Source organism: Mesorhizobium sp., from assembly GCF_017306585.1.
Classification (GTDB): domain Bacteria; phylum Pseudomonadota; class Alphaproteobacteria; order Rhizobiales; family Rhizobiaceae; genus Mesorhizobium.
In genome coordinates this window covers 17,458-35,384 of record NZ_JAFKIC010000112.1, presented here as the reverse complement: position 1 = coordinate 35,384, position 17,927 = coordinate 17,458, and the positions used below count along the sequence as shown (strand labels likewise).

Here is a 17,927-nt window from a genome sequence, read left to right as displayed (position 1 = left end):
TCCGCATCTGTCCCTAACTGCCGGTATCGACCGGACATGCGCCTCTCTAGCTTTTTGCAAGGGCCGCCGACCGGCGCGCCCAGGGGAAATCCTTGCGGTTCGAGCGGATGGCCGCGCGGATGTCGCGGCAGGGCAGGGGAACGGCATGGACAATGGAACGCCTCGTCACTCCAGGGGCCGCGTATCGCACGCGCTGACCGCGGGCCTGGCGGCGCTCTTCGTTTCCAGCTCAACCCTGGCGCTGGGCGCCTCTCTGACGTGGAACGGTTCCTCGAACAACTGGTTAAGCGCGAGCAACTGGACGCCGTCCTCGGTGCCGACATCCGCCGACGATCTCACCATCAACACCGCCGGCGTCAACACCGCCACCATCAGCACGGCCGGGGCGCTCGCCAACACCATCACCATCGGCAGCCTGGCCGGCACGAACGGAGCGCTTGTCGTCACCGGCGCCGGTACTCTGGGGGTCAGCGCCAGCTACCTCACTGTCGGCGACTATGGCACCGGCGTGCTCACCATTTCGGCCGGCGGCAAGGTGACCTCCAACCGTTCGCGCGTGGCCAACAATCCGTCGTCCTCGGGCACGGTCACCATCACCGGCGCCGGCTCGCAATGGACGAACTCCTCCCTGTCGATCTCGGCCGATGCCGGCGCCGTAGGCCGGGTCCGGGTCGAGGCAGGCGGCAAGCTGTCGTCCAGCGGCAATGTCATGATCGGCGAGAGCTCGGCGCTCGCCGACGGCCAGCTGATTGTCACCGGCAGCGGCAGCGACTTCTCCCTGACAAATGCCGGCATCGCCCAGTTCATCATAGGCGTTACCGGCAAGGGCGATTTCCAGCTGCTAGACAATGCCACCGCCACCACCAAGCTCAGCTATGTCGGCGGCAACGCCTCGGGTGTCGGCACGGCGACGGTTTCGGGCAACGCCAAGTGGATGACCGAAAACCTGTCCGTGGGCGGCGTCGGCACCGGCACCCTGCTCATCTCGGGCGGCGGGCAAGTGACCAGCACGGCCAATTCGATCCTGAGCACGCCTCCCGGCAACATCGTCAACGGCAAGGTAACCGTCACCGGCGTCGGCTCGCAGTGGAAGCTGACCGGCGTTTACAACAACGTGCCGCTGGCCATGGGCTCGACCAGCCAGACGTCGGAACTCAATGTGCTTGCCGGCGGCACGGTGCTGATCGATTCCACCGCCAGCAGCTATCTCTCCGGCGATGCCCGTATCGCCAACACGGCCGGTTCCAAGGCGGCGATCACCATCGATGGCGCCGGCTCAAGCTTCACCACGCCCTACCGGCTCTATCTCGGCAATGCCGCCAATTCGACCGCCACCGTGACCGTCTCCGGTGGCGGCAAGCTCAATACCGGCTATACGGCGATCTCCAGCGCCGGCGACGCCACCACCGCGACGGCCGATACCGTGACGGTGACCGGGGTGGGCTCGCTGTGGACGATCAGCAACACGCTCGGCTCACCGTCCAACGCTCTACAAGGCCTGACTGTCGGCTCTTCCGGCTATGGTGTGCTCACGATCGCCGACGGCGGCGTCGTCAGGGTCAATGGCGGTACCGGCGGCGTCGGCATCGGCGCGATTGCGGGCTCTGCCGGCACGCTCAACATCGGCGCGGCCGCCGGCAGTCCGGCAGCGGCTCCGGGAACGCTCGAAGCGGCACAGGTGATATTCTCCGGTACCGCCACGGGACCGCAGGCGATCAATTTCAATCACACCTCCAGCAACTACGTCTTCGCGCCGAACATCGCCGGCTTCGGCGCCCTGGCGGGTCCCGCCAGTGTCAACATCCTTGCCGGCACCACCATCTTCACCAGCGAAAACGCTTATTCCGCAGTCACCAACATCAGCCCCGGGGCTGTCCTGCAACTCGGCAATGGCGGCACGACAGGCAGTATCCGCGATGGGGTCGTGAACAACAATGGCACGCTGATCTTCAACCGTTCGGCGGACATGGGCCTTGGCTATGCCGGCGCGATCGGCGGCAGCGGGCGAGTGATCATCGACAGCACCAGCAACATCACATTGACCGGCACCAACACCTATACCGGCGGCACGACAATCAATAGCGGGCAGCTCACCCTGGGCAGTTTCCAAGGCAACGGAACGTTGACCGGCGACTACATCAACCACACCAGGCTGGTGTTCTATTCCAGCGGCACGACATCATATTCCGGCGTCATCTCGGGAGAGGGCAGTTTCGACAAGTCGGGCGGCAACAGCGCCAGCGCGCTGACGCTGAACAGCGTGCAGACCTATACGGGCGGCACGAAGCTGACCATCGGCAGCCTGATCCTGGGCGGCAACGACCGTCTGGTGACGACGGGCGCGATCATCGGCAGTGGCGGTATCCTTGACCTCAATGGGTTCAACCAGACCGTCGGCGACCTCTCAGGCTATGGCAGGCTCGAAATCCGGACCGGCACCCTGACCGCGGGCGCGACGGCCGACACGACCTATCAGGGCCGAATGGAGGGCACCGGCACCTTCACCAAGCAGGGTTCGGGCACGCTGACCCTCACCAGCATCACCAGCGGCTTCTCCGGAACCACCAACGTCAATGCCGGCAAGCTGCTCGTCAACGGCACGATGACGCCAAGCACCTTCCAGGTCAATTCGGGCGGAACGCTCGGCGGTACCGGTTTGGTCGGCGCCACCACGATCGCCAATGGCGGTACACTCCAAGGCGTCGCCGGGCAAACGCTGACGCTGAGCTCGCTGACGCTGAACGACACCTCCAATCTCAACGTCTCGCTGGGCGCGGCCAACACCACGCCGCTGTTCGACGTCACCGGCGCGCTGACGCTGGACGGCAAGCTCTCGGTGAGCGATGCGGGCAGCTTCACCTACGGAACCTACCGCATCGCCAACTATGGTGGCACCCTGACCAACAATGGCCTCGTTATCGGCAGCGTTCCGGCGACCTTCAACCCGGGCGACTGGTCGATCCAGGCGGGAAGCGGCGTGGTCAACCTTCTGGTGGCGACGGGTGCCGGAGAACAGTACTGGGATGGCGCCAATATGAGCCCCAGCGGCGTCGCCGACGGGAGCGGCGGCAACGGCACGTGGAACAGCTCCAACACCAACTGGACGAACGCCGCCGGCAACATCAACGCCGCCTGGGCGAGCCAGAAAGCGGTGTTCGCCGGCACGCCCGGAACGGTCAGCGTGGTCGGTTCGCAGACCTTCACGGGCCTGCGCTTCGTGTCGCACCCGACAAACTGGACCTACACGCTGTCGGCGGGCGCGGGCGGCGCGCTGGTGACGAATTCGGCGGCCACCGAAATCATCGTCGCCGCCGATCCGGGCGCCAGTGTCAACAACGCCATCATCAATGTCGGCATTTCCGGCACCGGCAGCATCGTCAAGCTCGGCGACGGCACGCTGACACTGGGCGCGGCCAATTCCTACCAGGGCGGCACGACGATCAAGGAGGGCGAGCTCGTTGCGGCGGCCAACGGCGCGCTCGGCACCGGAGGGGTTTCGGTGACGGGCGCGCCGGCGGCAACGCTGAAGCCCAGCCTGCGCTTCGCCGGCCCGGTCAGCGCCGGCAGCCTGGCGATCTCGACGCAGAACGGTTCGGTCGTGCTCGACAACCAGTCGAGCGCGGGCACGGCGGCCATCACCAACAACGGCAATGGCAAGACCGTGTTCCTGGCCGGCAGCAGCGCCGGCAGCGCGGTCATCACCAATGAGAGCGGCGGCACCACCGCTTTCCGGGGCGACAATGCCTCGACGTCCGCCAAAGTCATCAACCAGAGCGGCGGCAAGCTCGACATCTCGACCTTCGACGCGGCGGGTGCGTGCAATTGCGTGTCGCTGGGCTCCGTCTCCGGCGCCGGCGACATCGCGCTCGGCGCGCATACGCTGAAGACCGGCGCGCTCAATCTCGACGAGACGATTTCGGGGATCATCTCGGATGGCGGGGCGCTGGCCAAGGGCGGCTTCACCAAGGACGGCACCGGCAAGCTTATCCTGTCTGATGCCAACACCTATCTCGGCACGACCACGGTCAATGCGGGCTTGCTGCAGATAGACGGCTCGCTGGGCTCGGCCGATGTGGTGGTGGCGAGCGGCGCCACGCTCGGCGGCACCGGAACGATCGGCACGCTGGCCGGCGGCACGGTAACGATCCAGGCCGGCGGTCATCATGGCCCCGGCGCCTCGATCGGCACGCAGACCATCAACGGCAATTACAGGCTCGCCGGCACGCTCGATGTCGAGATCAATCCGACCAGCGCCGACAAGGTGGTGGTGACCGGCACGGTCGATGTCAGTGGCGGCACGCTCGCCCTGCATGAACTGACCGGAACCGGCTGGCAGCCGAGCCAGACCTACACCATCATCGACAATCAGGGCGCCGGCGCCGTGACCGGCCAGTTCGCCAGCATCACCCACACCTACGCCTTCCTGACGCCCGATGTCAGCTATACCGGCGACGATGGCAACAATGTCGTGCTGACGCTAACGCGCAACGCCGTCGACTTCTCGTCCGTCGCGCAGACGCCGAACCAGAAGGCGGCGGCCGGCGGCATCGAGGGGCTCGGCGCCGGCAATCCGGTCTACAACGCCATCGCGCCGCTCTCGGCCGACGGCGCGCGCTACGCCTTCGACCAGCTTTCGGGCGAGGTGCATGCCGCGACGGCCGGCCTGCTTGTCGATGAAAGCCGGCTGCTTCGCGACGCAGCGCTGGGCCGCACCGGCGCGGCGATCGCCTATCCCGGGGCGAGAGGCTTCTGGATGCAAGGCGCGGGCCTTGTCCGTTCGCTGGACAGCGACGGCAATGCCGCCGATGTCGTTGCCAGCACCGGCGCCTTCTTCGCGGGCGCGGACGCGACCATAGCAGATGGCTGGACGCTCGGCTTCCTCGGCGGCATCAGCGTCACTTCGCTCGATGTCGACGCCCGCGCCTCCTCGGCAAAGGTGACGAGCGTGCATCTGGCAGCCTATGGCGGCGGCATGATCGACACGGTGCAACTGAAGTTCGGCGCCGGCTACAGCCATCACGACATCGACACCACGCGCGACCCGGCCTTTCCCGGCTTCAGCGAGCGGCTGAAGGCGAGCTATGGCGCGAGCACCGTGCAGGTGTTCGGCGAGGCGTCGCGCGCCTTCGATGTCGGCGCCATGAAGATCGAGCCGTTCGCGGGGCTGGCCTATGTCCATCTCTCGACCGATGGTTTCGGCGAGGATGGCGGCGCTGCGGCGCTGTCTTCCGGCGGCTTCCGCAACGACGCCACCTTCACCACATTGGGCGCCCGGGTGTCGCAGGCGTTCACGCTCGGCGGCTCGGCGCTGGAAGCGCGGGCCTCGCTCGGTTGGCGGCATGCCTTCGCCGACCTGCCGGCGGCGCAGCTGTCGTTCGCGGGCGGCAACGACTTCACCGTGACAGGCGTGCCGATCGCCAGGGATGCGCTGGCGCTGCAGGCCGGCGTCGATCTCGCCATCGGCGGGGCAAGCCGGCTCGGCTTCACCTATGACGGCCAGTTCGCCTCGGGCGCGATGGAAAATGCCTTCAAGGCAAGCTTCTCGACGCGGTTCTGAGGGCACAATCCCTCCGGCCGGGGCTGGTTGCTTCGGGATGCAGCCGCCCGTCCGCGCCGGAAAGCAGTGCGCAAAGCATCCCGCAGGATCTTATTCCCGGGGAATTTGCCCGGGCATAAGTCAAGCCGCGATTTTACTGCGCCGCCAACTTGCGCGCCCTTTCCGGTTGTTGGATAGTGACGCCGACGAACTGGGGGTTCGTGTGAAAATCGGACAAATTGCAGGCAAGCTGCTGGTCCAGATGCGGCAAGCAGAAGCGGCGGGCCGTCGCGCGAGCGGATGATGAACTGGCAGGAGTGACACGCGACGAGCAGCATTGAGAGGGGGAGGATATGGGCAGGAATATCGTCGTCTTCGCCGACGGCACCGGCAACAGCGCCGCCAAGGCATTCAAGACCAATGTGTGGCGGCTCTACCAGGCGCTTGACCTGACCGGCGGTGACCAGATCGCCGTGTTCAGCGACGGCGTCGGCACATCGCAGTTCAAACCCTTCGAGATCATCGGCCTGGCGCTCGGCTTCGGCGTCAAGCGGCGGGTGCTCGCGCTCTACAAGTTCCTTTGCCTCAACTACAAGGAAGGTGACCGGATATTCGCTTTCGGCTTCAGCCGCGGCGCCTTCACCATCCGCGTGCTGGTCGGCATGATCGCCAGGGAAGGGCTGGTCGACTTCAAGTCGGAAGAAGAACTCGACCGCAACGCGCTTGCCGCCTATCGGGCATACCGGCCGAAGGCCTTCGGGTCGAAACTGCCCTGGGTGGTGTTCGCCCGCTTCGTGCGCGACCGGGCGGTCGACTTGTGGAATGAAATCACCGGAAGCCGTGCCTACAGCCAGGTGAAGCCGCGTGTGCCCGATCCTCGCTCGGCCAAGGAGATCCGCGTCGCCTTCGTCGGTGTGTGGGATACGGTCGCCGCCTACGGCCTGCCGGTCGACGAATTGACCAAGGCGGTGAACAAATGGGTCTGGCCGATGACATTCGAGAAGCGGGACCTTCTCGATGGAATAGACTGTGCCCGGCAGGCCTTCAGCATCGACGACGAGCGGCGCACATTCTTCCCGATCCCGTGGAATGAGCCTGCCCCGGTCCTGGATGCGGCTATCCTGGAAAGGGCCGACGTGGCCGATCCGCGCCTGCTGCAAGTCTGGTTCGCCGGCTGCCATGCCAATGTCGGCGGCGGCTATCCCGACGACAGGCTCGCTCATATTCCGCTGTGCTGGATGATCGGCGAGGCCGCCGAGCAGGGGCTGCAATTCAAGAAGGATCTGGTCGCCGACTACTGGGACTATGCATCCGAAGCCGGCCGCATCTACGATTCCCGTTCCGGTCTCGGCGTCTTCTATCGCTACCATCCGCGTGACGCCAAGCAGTTGATGGGCAAGGGCGTGACGCCACTGGTCGATGCCAGCGTCATCATGCGCATGGCGAAGGGAAACGACGATTACGCGCCGATCGCGTTGCCGGAGCATATCGAGGTGCTGTCGCCGCTCGGCGCCCGGGTGCCGTTCACGGGCCTGCCCGACGAAGACAGGATGACGATGCGCAAGGCCGCCGTCACCGACAAATTGCCGCTTCCGGCCGGGCGCAAACGCAATCTGGCCGGCATGGACAAGAAATTCCGCGAAGCGCTGGCCCTGCTTCAGGACGATGGCGCCGGCAGCCGTACGCAGCATGCCGCCGGCCGCCTGGAACTCATGCGGCTGATGCGCGACACGGTGTGGTGGCGCAGGGGACTTTATTACGCCCTGTTGTCGATCGCCGTGCTGCTGCTGGCGTTTCCGCTGCTGGCCGGCTATGTCACGCTCGACGTCACCGGCCGGTTCGATCAGTCCGCCGCTGGCCTTGTCGGGCCGGTGATCGGCCTGGTCAGCGGGTTCCTGCCGGGCATTGCCGCGCCGTGGGTGGACGCCATGGCCAAGCATTCGATCCTGGCGGCGGGGCTGGGGCTCATCCTGGGCGTTCTGCTGTGGGTCAACGGGCTGTTGCGCACGCGCATCAACGACCGGGCGCGATCGGCCTGGAACGTCGCGATCGACCGCACGGCGGCGGTGCTGCAATCCAACCGGTCCGACGCGCATCGGCGCACCTGGCTGATCGGGGCGGTCGTGCTCGGCTTCGGCGCCCTGGCGCTCGGGCTGGCCAAGAACTATGCGGCCGGCCTCTTTGCCATAGGCTTCATCGGCTGCCTCGCCACCTTTGTGGTGGTCAGCCGGCGCGGGCCGCGCACGGGCGTGCCGCCAACGCCCGTATCCTTGCGCATTGCCCGCGCCATCCGGACCAACAGCTTCGCAAACTCGGTCTATGAACATTTGCGGGAATATGTGCTGCCGGCGGTGTTCCTGGCCCTGTCGGCGGCTCTTCTGCTGTTCGGTGCCAACAAGACCACGTTCGAGGTCGCGGATTCGATGGGGGCCTTCTGTGCCGAACCCGCCTCGACAAATCCGACCGGTGCCGAAAGGCTGACGGGAACGCCCTACGTCCTCAACACCGCCGATATGTGCGGCGACACCGGCAACTGGCTGCAGCAGGGCGTCCGCTACAAGGTCGAGATTTCGATCACCGACGCCTGGAAGGACGGCGCCCTGTGCGCGGATACGCGTGGCGTCCAGGAGAGCAGTGTGGCCCATTATCTGGCGACGCTGATGAAGCGCTGGTGGGCGGAGCCTTACTTCAAGCCGATCGCGCGCGTCGGCCGGTTCGGCAATGACGAATATGTCCTCAATGCCGTCGAGCCGGTGATCCCCGGCCAATGCGCGAACATGAAGCTCGCCGCCGAAATCAAGCCCAAGACGTCGGGCGAGCTCTATGTCTATGTCAACGATGCCGTGGTCGGGTTGCCTGGCATCTACGACTTCTTCTACCGCCACAACAACCAGGGATCGGCCCAGGTGAGCGTCAGCAAGGTGAACGTGTTCCCCTGAGGTGGCGTTATTCCGGCCCGCCGATCCAGTCGACGAGGAGTGCGGCGAGGCCGAAGCCGGCACCGATGGCGCAGACGTCAGGCCAGCCGCCCCAGGCCCAGGCGATGCCGGCCAGCAGCGAGCCGATGGCGCCGCCGATGAAGAAGATGCCGACGAACAGGCCATTGAGGCGGCCGCGTGCTTCAGGCCGCAGCAGGTTGATGGCGCGGCGGCCGAGCGTCTGGTCGCCGGTGACGCCGATGTCGAGCAGCACGGCGCCAGCGCCCATCAGCACGAGCGGTTGCCATGACGCTCCGGACTGAAAGGAGCCGGCCCAGGCGGCGAGGGCCAGCGCCGCCATCAGCACCAGATGACAGAAGATCGTCGCCGGCCGGGTCCAGCCATGGTCGCCGGCACGGCCAAAAAGCGGCGTGACGACAGCGCCGCCGGCGCCGACCAGCGCGAACAGCGCGATGCCGCGCTGGCCAAGGCCGAAGGGCGGCTGCGCCAGGCGCAGCGCCACCGCGGTCCAGAACAGACTGAAGGCCGCCATCACCAGGGCGGCGGTCAATGCGCGGCCGCGCAGCACCGGCTCGCGGCGAAGCAGGTCGAACAGCGAGGCGATCAGCGCGCCATAGGACGATTGCACCGGCGGGCGCCGGCGCGGCATCGTGGCGGCCAGCACGCAGACGAGCAGGACAAGCGCCGCCGCGCTGAGGCCGTAGAAGGCCCGCCAGCCCCAGGCATCGGCGATGAAGCTGGCCAGCGGCCGCGCCAGCAGGATACCGACCATCAGTCCGCTCATCACATCGCCAATGACGCGGCCGGCCTCGCCGGGGGGCGCCATGGAGGCCGCGATCGGCACCAGGATCTGGATCGCGGAACAGGCGGCGCCAAGGATGAAGAGCACGATCAGCAGCGCGGCGATGGTGGGTGCGAAGGCGGCGACGGCGGCGGCGAGGGCCGCTGTCAGCAGCATGCGCAGGATCAAGGCGCGGTTTTCGGCAAGGTCGGCCATCGGCACCAGGAAGAACAGGCCGGCGGCATAGCCGAGCAGGGTTGCCATGGCGACAAGGCCGACGCTTGCCGCACCGGCGCCGAGCGATGGTCCGATCAGGCCGACCAGTGTCTGCGGCGCGAACAGGTTGGTGACGATGACGCCGACCGAGGCGGCAAACAGCAGCGCCTGCGGGCCGGTGATGGTGGCCGCCGGCAGGGTCTCCGTCTTCGCGGTCTCGGCCGCCCGGCGGTCCGTGGTGTCGAGCATGAGGTCCTCGATAAATTGCATATCGTGTGAGGACTTTATGCCGAAGTTTTATCATGCTACAATTAAATCTATTCAATAATGATTATGCGAGATACGCATGAAAATCCATGATCTCGAAGCCTTCATCGCCGTGGTCGAGACCGGCTCGATCGTCGGCGCCTCGGCAAGGCTCAACCTGACCCAGCCAGGTGTCACGCGCCGCATCCAGAATCTCGAGGACGGGCTGGCGACGGCGCTTCTGGACCGCCAGTCCAAGCCGCTGAAGCCGACGGCTTCGGGGCGTGAGGCCTATGAGCATGGCCGGCGCGTGCTGCGCTCGCTGGAGGATCTGAAGGCCGGCGTCTCGCCGCGAGGGGAGGTCAGGGGCGAGTTCCGACTCGGCGTCATGCCCTACCTCTCGGATGCAGCACTTGCACTGCCTTTCGACAGCCTGCGCGAAACGTTTCCGCAACTGACGTTGCGCGTCACCTCGGGCTGGTCGCCGAGGCTGGTGGAACAGGTGGCGCGCAGCGAGCTCGACGCGGTGGCTGTGTGCCTCGCCGAAGGCCTCGCGCCGCCGGATGAGCTTGCTGGCGACGATCTCGGTCTGCAGCCGGTGCTGCTGGTGGCGTCCCCAGGCCTTGGCGTGCCGAAACCGGCGAGCCTTGCCGACCTGTCCCGCTTCGCCTGGGTGATGAACGAAAACGGTTGCGGTTTTCGCGCCTATATCAGGCAGAGTCTGGAGGCGGCCAGGCTGCCGTTCCAGGTCGGTGTGGAGGCGCTCAGCGTCGATCTCAGAATGTCGCTGGTGGCGCGCGGCCATGGCATCGGCATCGTCACGCCGGGCGCCTTCGCCGACAGCCGCTGGCGGGATGCGGTCGAGATCATCGACTGCCCGGACTTCAAGCCGCAAGTGCGCTCATGGCTGCTGCACCGCCCACCCGCCGGACGCCTGAGCCGCCCCATCGCGCTGTTTCGCGACGCGCTGATCGAAGGGCTGAAGGTGCCGATGCCGCTGATGTCCTAGATGGAGCGCAGGCGGGCTCCGCAGGAGAGCTGTGCGGATGGGGCCAATCGTCAGGCGTCGGCAGGACAGAGGGGGGCGAAGGAATGAGGCGCTTGCTGTCGGGCACCGTTTCCCGGTTGCGGCCAATCTCTAGGATTTGCGTATGAGATCCGCCGCAAGCCGCGCGCGAAAATCCTCTAGTTCGGCTTGCGCGATGCCGGCCATCTCGGCCTCCGTCGGAAAGCTCCCACCAGCCACCGCCTGGCGGAATCCCGTCAGCGCCTCGACACGCGCGTCGCGGACTGCCTTGTGGAGTTTGGCGAGGTCGCCCCAGGCGCGGGCGTGGCGGGGCAGGCGCGCGCTTTCGCCCGAAATGTCCGAGGTGAACAGGAACATCACGTCCGCCGCCGGGCCGGAGCCGAGCGAGACGGTGACCAGTCCGGTGCGGCGGTTGATTTCTTCCATCACCTCGGCGGCGATGATCTCGCATTCGACGGCGAAGGCGCCGGCATCCTCCAGCCGCCGAAACCGGTCGAACAGCTCCAGCGCTTCGTCGGCGGTCTTGCCCACGGCGCGGATGCCGCCGACCCAGGTGGATTTGCGCGGCACGAAGCCGAGGTGACCCATCACCGGGATCTGCTCGTTGGCGAGCATGCGCACCGTGTCATGGCCGCGCCCGGTGATGACGGCGTCGGCGCCCGTGGTGATGGCTGAAAAGGCGGTGCGCAGCACCTCGTCCGGCGTCACCGCGTCGGCGAAGCCGAGCGCGGCGGTGACGAAGACGCGGCGTGAGCCCTGGCGCACAGCAGCCACGTTGGCGGCGCGGCAGACCACCATCTCGATGCCGGCGGCTTCAGCCGCCGCTGCCTCGTCCGCGGTCTCGGCCGTCACCTGCGCCATGTGCCGGCCGCTGCCTTTCAGCGCGCGCAGGCCGGCGACCGTTACCGTGCGCTCGACCTCGCGGCCGCCGAAGTCGAAGATGCGCGGCATCTCAGCCCTTCAACTTCTTGGCGTAGTAATCGGGCGCGACGACGCCGGGCTTGGAGAACCATGCCGGCACGTCGACGCCGGAATAGAGCAGGATGTTGCCCCAGGGGTCGAAGGCGCCGGTGCGCACGATGACCTTGGCCTTCTTCGCCATCTCGCCGAGGATCGCCTCATGCGTGACGGTCTCGAAATCGGCGTCGGGGAAGAGCCGCTTCAGTTTCTCCAGCAGCGGCGCATTGTGCACGGGCAGCGTGTCGGCATAGCCGACGCGCTCGGCGATCAGGTTCTCCGCGATCGGTGCCAGCACCGTTTCAAGGTCCGGCACGTCGGGCGAGATGGCGAGGTCGATGCGCCAGGCGCTGGACGGGATCGGAAAGCCCGCGTCGCAGACGATCATCAGGTCGCCATGGCCCATCGAAGCGATGGCGTGCGACAGTTCTGCATTGAGCAGCCGGTTACGGTTCATCTTTCTTCCTTCCCTGCTATGTCTGCGACCAAGTTGTTATGTCTGGGACCAAGTTGTCTCGAGGGCTTTCGCGAACAGCGCGTCGGCCTGTGCCCGTTCGGGCAGGCCGGGAATGACGCCGAGCCTGGTGCAGGCGATGGCGCCGCAGACGACGCCGAAGCGCACGGCATCGACAATGTCGCGGCCTTCGGCCAGCGCCACGGCGAAGCCGGAATTGAAGGCGTCGCCGGCGCCGGTCGTGTCCACCACCTCCACCGGCACGGCCGGCACCATGATGTCGAGTTCGTCGGTGAGGATCAGCGCGCCGCTGCGGCCGAGCGTCACCACCACATTGCGCACGCCCCGGCGGCGCAGTTCGCCCGCCAGTTCGCGCGAGGAGCGCGGATCGTCGGCGGGCAGGCCGAGCAGGATGCGCAGCTCGCTCTCATTGGGCGTGAGGTAATCGACATTGCTGAAGATGGCGTCGGGCAGCTGGCGCGCCGGCGCGGGGTTGAGGATGGTGCGGGCGCCGTGCCGGCGGCCGAGTTCCATGGCCCGGGCGGCGGCCGGGATCGGCACTTCGAGCACGGTCATCACCACGTCGCTGCCGGCGATGCGTTGTTCGGCCGTGTCGACCACCGCCGCGTCCATCAGCTCGTTGGCGCCCATGTCGAGGACGATGAAATTCTCGCCCTTGTCGTTGAGGATGATGAAGCCGACGCCGGTGGCGCGTTCGGTGCGCGTCGAGACGAGGCTCGCATCGACGCCTTCGGCAGCGTAGAGGTCGGTGGCGATGCCGGCCAGCTTGTCGTTGCCGATGAGGGCGACCAGCGAGGAGCGGGCGCCCAGACGCGAGGTGGCGACGGCCTGGTTCGAGCCCTTGCCGCCGGCGCCCATGTCGAAATCGGTGCCCAGCATCGTCTCGCCGAAGAGGGCAGTTTGGGCGCGCGGATGGTCAGGCCGACGGCGAAGCTGCCGACGATGGTTATTCTGGGTGCGGTCTCGGATTTACTCATCACTCGCCTCGTTCAGGACGCCATGGCGCGCGCCAGGATCGCTTCCTCGTTGATGCCGGCGCCGGTCAGTTCGCCTGATATGCGGCCGTTGCGCAGCACCAGGACGCGTTCGGCGTTCATGATCAATTCGGGGATTTCGGAGGAGATCATCACCACCGCCACGCCTTCGCCGGCGATGCCGCGCAGGATGGCGTAGATCTCGGCCTTGGCGCCGACGTCGACGCCGCGCGTCGGCTCGTGCAGCACCAGCACGCGCGGGTTGGTGACGAGGCTGCGGCCAAGGATGATCTTCTGCTGGTTGCCGCCCGAAAGCGTGCCGAGTTTCTGGCCGAGATGTGAAATGCGCGCATCGAGCCTGGCGACCTGCGCGCGGGCCTCGCGGCGCACCGCACCGCGCCGCATGAAGCCGGCCAGGGAGAAGCGCGGCAGCGAGGCCGAGACGACATTGTTGGCCACACTCATGGTCAACAGCCCGCCGGCGCCGCGCCGGTCGGCCGGCACCAGCGCCATGCCGTTGCGGATCGCGCCTTGAGGGTCGGCGGCGCGCAGTTCCTTGCCGTCGATGGTCACCTGGCCGCGCCGGGCACACAGGCCGAACAGGGCTTCGCCCAGCATGTCCTTGCCGGAATCCGGCAGGCCGCCGATACCAAGGATTTCGCCGGCGCGGGCGTGGAAGCTCACCTCGTCGAGGCCCGGGGCGCCTAGTTTTTCGACCGAGAGCACGACAGGCGCTTCATGCGAGCGTGCCTCCGCCTGCAGCGACCATTGCGCCGCCGTGTCGAGTTCGCGCCCGACCATGGCGCGGATCAGGCGATCCTCCGACAGTCCGTCATTGTCCATGGTCTCGATGGTGCGGCCGTCGCGCATGACGGTGATGCGGTCGGCGAGGTCGAGTACTTCCTTCAGATGGTGCGAGACGTAGATGACGGTGACGCCTTCGCTGCGCAACTGTTTGACGATCTCGAACAGGCGATCGCTTTCGCGCTTGGAGAGCGCGGAATTGGGTTCGTCGAGCACCAGCACGCGGGCGCGCTGACGGATGGCGCCGGCGATCTCGACCAGCTGCATCTCGGCGACCGAGAGCCGGGAGACCTTGGTGTCGGGGTCGAGCGTGCCCATGCCCAGCCGTGTCAACGCCATGCGCGCCTGGCGGCGCATCTCGTCGCGCGGCACCAGCGACACGACCGAGCGCGCCGCCATGTCGGACATCATGATGTTTTCCGCGATGCTCAGCGTCGGGCAGAGCGCCAGTTCCTGGTAGACGACGGTGATGCCGGCGGCGCGGCTGGCGAGCGGCGAGGGAATAGTGGCTGGCTTGCCGTCGATGCGGATTGTGCCGCCATCGGGCTGCAGGTCGCCGGCGAGGATGTTCATCAGCGTCGATTTGCCGGCGCCGTTCTCGCCGATCACGGCATGGACCTCGCCCGGCCGGAACGAGACGGAAATGCGGTCGAGCGCCAGCACGCCGGGGAACCGCTTGGTCAGTCCGGAGATCTCGACGATCGGGGCAGGGGGCTGGGTGTCTGTCATGAACCTGCTGGCGTGGGGCTGGCTGCTTTCGTGCAAGCGGCCGCCGGGCCCATGCGGACCGGCGGCCGTGCCTCGTGGTCGATTACTTCTTCTTGGCGACTTCGGCGATGTTTTCCTTGGTGTAGATGCCGACGCCGGTGTCGACATTGTCGATCGGCTCGCCCTTCAGGAACTTCACCAGCAGGTCGACGGCGGCAAAGCCCTGCTTTTCCGGCGCCTGGTCGATGGTGGCGTCGACATTGCCGTCCTGCACGAGCTGGACCGTCTGGTCGAGCAGGTCGAAGCCGACGACCTTGACCTTGTCTGATGCCTTGTTGCGCTCCACCCAGGTGCCGGCGGCGGGCGTCGAGCAGCATTCGAGCGACAGCACGCCCGTGATCGAGGGGTTGGCCAGCATGGCGTTCTCGATCGCCGAATAGATTTTTTGCGGGTCGGTGCCGGTGTTGAGCGTGTTGACCACCTCGATGCCGGGCTCGGCCTTCAGCGCCTCGCGCGCGCCCTTTTCGCGGTCGAGCGACCACTGCGCGGCGGCGTCGATGGTGGTGATCATCACCTTGCCCTTGCCGCCCAGGACCTTCGACATCAGCTTGCCGGCCTCGCGGCCCGACTGCACGAGATCCTGGCCGGCGAAGGCGAGGCGCTTGCTTTCGGGATTGTCGGTGTTGAAGGTGACGACCGGGATGCCGGCGGCGATCACGCGGTCGATGACGGGCGCCAGCGCGTCGGTCGAGACCGAGGAGATGGCGAGGCCGTCCATCTTGCCCATCAGCGTCTCGATCTCCGAGATCTGGCCGTCGGCATCGGCGCCGACCGGGCCGATGAACTGGGCGCCGACCTTGTCTTCCTTGGCGGCGCGCTCGACGCCGGCCTTCATGAACGGCGCGAATTCGTTCGAGACGTCATGATAGGAGACGTAGAAGTCGAGCGGCTGGCCGGCATCGATCTTGGCCTTGATGCGCGGCGCGAGCTGGAAATCGGCTAGCTTGGATTCGGCGTGCGCGGAAAGCGGAAGCAGGCCGATCGCGGCCGCGAGAATGACGTGTCTGATGTTCATGGATAGTCCTCCCTTTTTGGTTCTGGTTGTCTGGAATCAGGCTGGTTGTTTATTTGTTCAGGCGGTGCGGCGCGTGCTCCATTTGTCGATGCCGACGGCGACGATGATGACGAGGCCGATCATCAGTTCCTGCACGAAGGGCGAGACGCCCATCAGCACCAGGCCGTTGCGCATGACGCCGATGATGAGCACGCCAAGGATGGTGCCGAGGATGGTGCCTTCGCCGCCTGACAGCGAGGCGCCGCCGACGATGGTGGCGGCGATGACGTCGAGTTCCAGCCCGAGCCCGGTGCGGCCGGCGTGGCTGGATGGCAGGAAGGCGAGGCCCAAAATGCCTGCGAAAGCGGCGAGCACGCCCATCAGCACGAAAGCCGCGATCTTGACCCGGTTGACGGAAATGCCGGAAACGCGCGCGGCCTTGGCGCTGCCGCCGACGGCATAGACGCGGAAGCCGAAATTGGAGAAGGACAGCACCAGCCAGGCAAGGATGGCGACGATGACGAAGAAGACGAGCTGCATCGGAATGATGCTGAACAGATAGCCCTGGCCCATGAAGCCGAAGCTCTGCAGCACGTCGGGCAGGGCGCCGTTGCGGGCATTGACGGTGACGGGCTGGCCGTTGGTGAGGATGAGTGCGGCGCCGCGCACGATGGACAGCATGCCGAGCGTGGCGATGAGCGAAGGCAGGCGGCCATAGGTGGAGAGCACGCCGTTGACCAGGCCGATGGCGACGCCGGTGAGCAGGCCGACGCCGATGGCCGGCAGCAGCGCCCAGCCGGCGATGATCAGCATGCCGGTGGCGAGGCCCGAGAATGCGTAGGTCGAGCCGACCGACAGGTCGACTTCGCCGGCGATCAACACGAACGTCATGCCGACAGCCATGATCCCGAGCAGGGAGACCTGGCGTCCGACATTGAGCAGGTTCAGCGATGTCAGGAATCCATCGGTGGCGAAGGACAGGAACAGGCACATGACGAGAAGGGCGATGAACACGCCTGCTTCCCGCGCCCGCAACAGCCGTGCCAGCGTGAATCGGTCCGTGGCTGGCGCGCGCGCGCCGGTCCTGACCGCCTGGGCCATACAGTATCCTCCCTCAGCGTGACCGGCCGGTCCTCACCGGCGCGGTCACTTCCTCCGTTCCATCGGCCTGGCCGAGCTCAGGCGCGGGCCGATGTCTCACAAAACCGTTCCCGAACTGATTCAGGATCGGTGTCTATCTCCCTGTGTGGCCACGATCTTTCCCGAAGTCCGTGGCCGGGGCATGGGCGTCGTCGCCCGTGCCGGTCTTGGCGTCAGGACGCCTTGCGGAACGAGCCGGCCGGCACCTTGCGCAGCTCGTCGAAATTTCCGTATTCGCGAACCTTCTTGAACGGCGCGTTTTCGACCGCGTTGTAGGAGCAGATATAGCCCCAGCGATAGGTGTCGGAACGGTTGGCGTCGGAACGATGCAGGAGGTTGCCGTCGAAGATCAGCGCGTCGCCGGCTTCCATCTCGACATAGATGTGCTCGTAGCGCTTGAGCGCGGCTTCGAGGTGCTCCTGCTCGACGTTGGTCTGGTCGTTCTCCCGGATGTGGTTGAGACGGCCGAGCTTGTGCGTGCCCTTCAGCACCTGCAGGCAGCCATTCTCGCGCGTCGCCTTGTCGAGCGCGACATAGATGCTCATCATTTCCGGCGCCAGGCAGCCGTAATTGTACCAGTAGCCGAAATCCTGGTGCCATTCCCAGGCGCCGCCCTCATTGGGCTGCTTCATCGTCATCTTGTGGCTGTAGAGATAGATCGGCTTGCCGACGGCGTCCTGCGCCAGGTCGACCATGCGCTCGTCGCGAGCGAGCAGGCCGTATTTGTCGTCCTCGGCCTTGGTCCACATCTTGAGAAGGGTGGTCTTGCCCTCCTTGTCGCCCTTGGCCATCACGGCGCCGGACTTGTTTTCCGCCTCGAGCTGGGCGCGGGCATGGTCGCGGAAATTCTCGACCTCCGCCACGTCGAGCAGCCCCCGGCGGATAATATAGCCGTCCCGGGCGTAGTCCTCGGCCTCTTTCCTCGTCATCGCCAGCATCGTTCTGCCTCCCTGAACCATCGGGCCGCCGACGGCGCCGAGCGCCCGGAAAACCCTGAAAATCCGGGGATTCTCGCGGCGGCGTGCCGAAATCCCCGACCTCATGAAAGCGACCATAGCGGCGCCCCGTGG

11 protein-coding genes are annotated in these 17,927 nt (G+C 66.4%); 3 read left to right on the top strand and 8 right to left on the bottom strand.

What is annotated here, in order from left to right; translation table 11 throughout:
* The first annotated feature begins 145 nt into the window (after nt 1–145).
* Both J0I79_RS06695 and J0I79_RS06690 read left to right on the top strand, forming a co-directional pair.
* Nucleotides 146–5,557, top strand: a complete 5,412-nt coding sequence (locus J0I79_RS06695) for an autotransporter domain-containing protein (protein WP_292855901.1) — start codon at nt 146–148, stop codon at nt 5,555–5,557.
* 332 nt (nt 5,558–5,889) lie between these two features.
* On the top strand, nt 5,890–8,475 hold the full coding sequence (locus J0I79_RS06690; RefSeq protein ID WP_292855899.1) for a DUF2235 domain-containing protein: 2,586 nt from the start codon (nt 5,890–5,892) through the stop codon (nt 8,473–8,475).
* A gap of 7 nt (nt 8,476–8,482) precedes the next feature.
* Here J0I79_RS06690 and J0I79_RS06685 read toward each other — a convergent pair whose 3' ends face one another.
* Complete coding sequence (locus tag J0I79_RS06685) at nt 8,483–9,721, bottom strand: MFS transporter (protein ID WP_292855897.1); 1,239 nt, start codon at nt 9,719–9,721, stop codon at nt 8,483–8,485.
* A gap of 97 nt (nt 9,722–9,818) precedes the next feature.
* Between J0I79_RS06685 and J0I79_RS06680 the strand changes: the two genes are divergently transcribed.
* The gene (locus J0I79_RS06680; RefSeq protein WP_292855896.1) at nt 9,819–10,727 is read left to right on the top strand and encodes a LysR family transcriptional regulator; all 909 of its coding nucleotides are present in this window, start codon (nt 9,819–9,821) and stop codon (nt 10,725–10,727) included.
* A 129-nt stretch (nt 10,728–10,856) separates the two neighbouring features.
* Here J0I79_RS06680 and J0I79_RS06675 read toward each other — a convergent pair whose 3' ends face one another.
* From J0I79_RS06675 to J0I79_RS06645, 7 genes are all read right to left on the bottom strand, one after another.
* The gene (locus J0I79_RS06675) at nt 10,857–11,696 is read right to left on the bottom strand and encodes a 3-methyl-2-oxobutanoate hydroxymethyltransferase (protein WP_292855895.1); all 840 of its coding nucleotides are present in this window, start codon (nt 11,694–11,696) and stop codon (nt 10,857–10,859) included.
* Nucleotide 11,697: 1 nt separating this feature from the next.
* The gene (gene rbsD / locus J0I79_RS06670) at nt 11,698–12,159 is read right to left on the bottom strand and encodes a D-ribose pyranase (protein WP_292855894.1); all 462 of its coding nucleotides are present in this window, start codon (nt 12,157–12,159) and stop codon (nt 11,698–11,700) included.
* Between the two features lie 36 nt (nt 12,160–12,195).
* The gene (locus tag J0I79_RS06665) at nt 12,196–13,056 is read right to left on the bottom strand and encodes a ribokinase (RefSeq protein ID WP_292855893.1); all 861 of its coding nucleotides are present in this window, start codon (nt 13,054–13,056) and stop codon (nt 12,196–12,198) included.
* 110 nt (nt 13,057–13,166) lie between these two features.
* Nucleotides 13,167–14,684, bottom strand: coding sequence for a sugar ABC transporter ATP-binding protein (locus J0I79_RS06660; protein WP_292855891.1), 1,518 nt, complete (start codon nt 14,682–14,684; stop codon nt 13,167–13,169).
* A gap of 82 nt (nt 14,685–14,766) precedes the next feature.
* Entirely contained in the window at nt 14,767–15,738 is a 972-nt protein-coding gene (locus J0I79_RS06655) for a sugar ABC transporter substrate-binding protein (protein ID WP_292855890.1), read from the bottom strand.
* Between the two features lie 57 nt (nt 15,739–15,795).
* Entirely contained in the window at nt 15,796–16,818 is a 1,023-nt protein-coding gene (locus tag J0I79_RS06650) for an ABC transporter permease (protein WP_292855888.1), read from the bottom strand.
* A 212-nt stretch (nt 16,819–17,030) separates the two neighbouring features.
* Nucleotides 17,031–17,795 carry a phytanoyl-CoA dioxygenase family protein gene (locus J0I79_RS06645; RefSeq protein WP_292855887.1) on the bottom strand — a complete coding sequence of 255 codons (765 nt, stop codon included), beginning with the start codon at nt 17,793–17,795 and terminating at the stop codon, nt 17,031–17,033.
* Nucleotides 17,796–17,927: the final 132 nt, after the last annotated feature.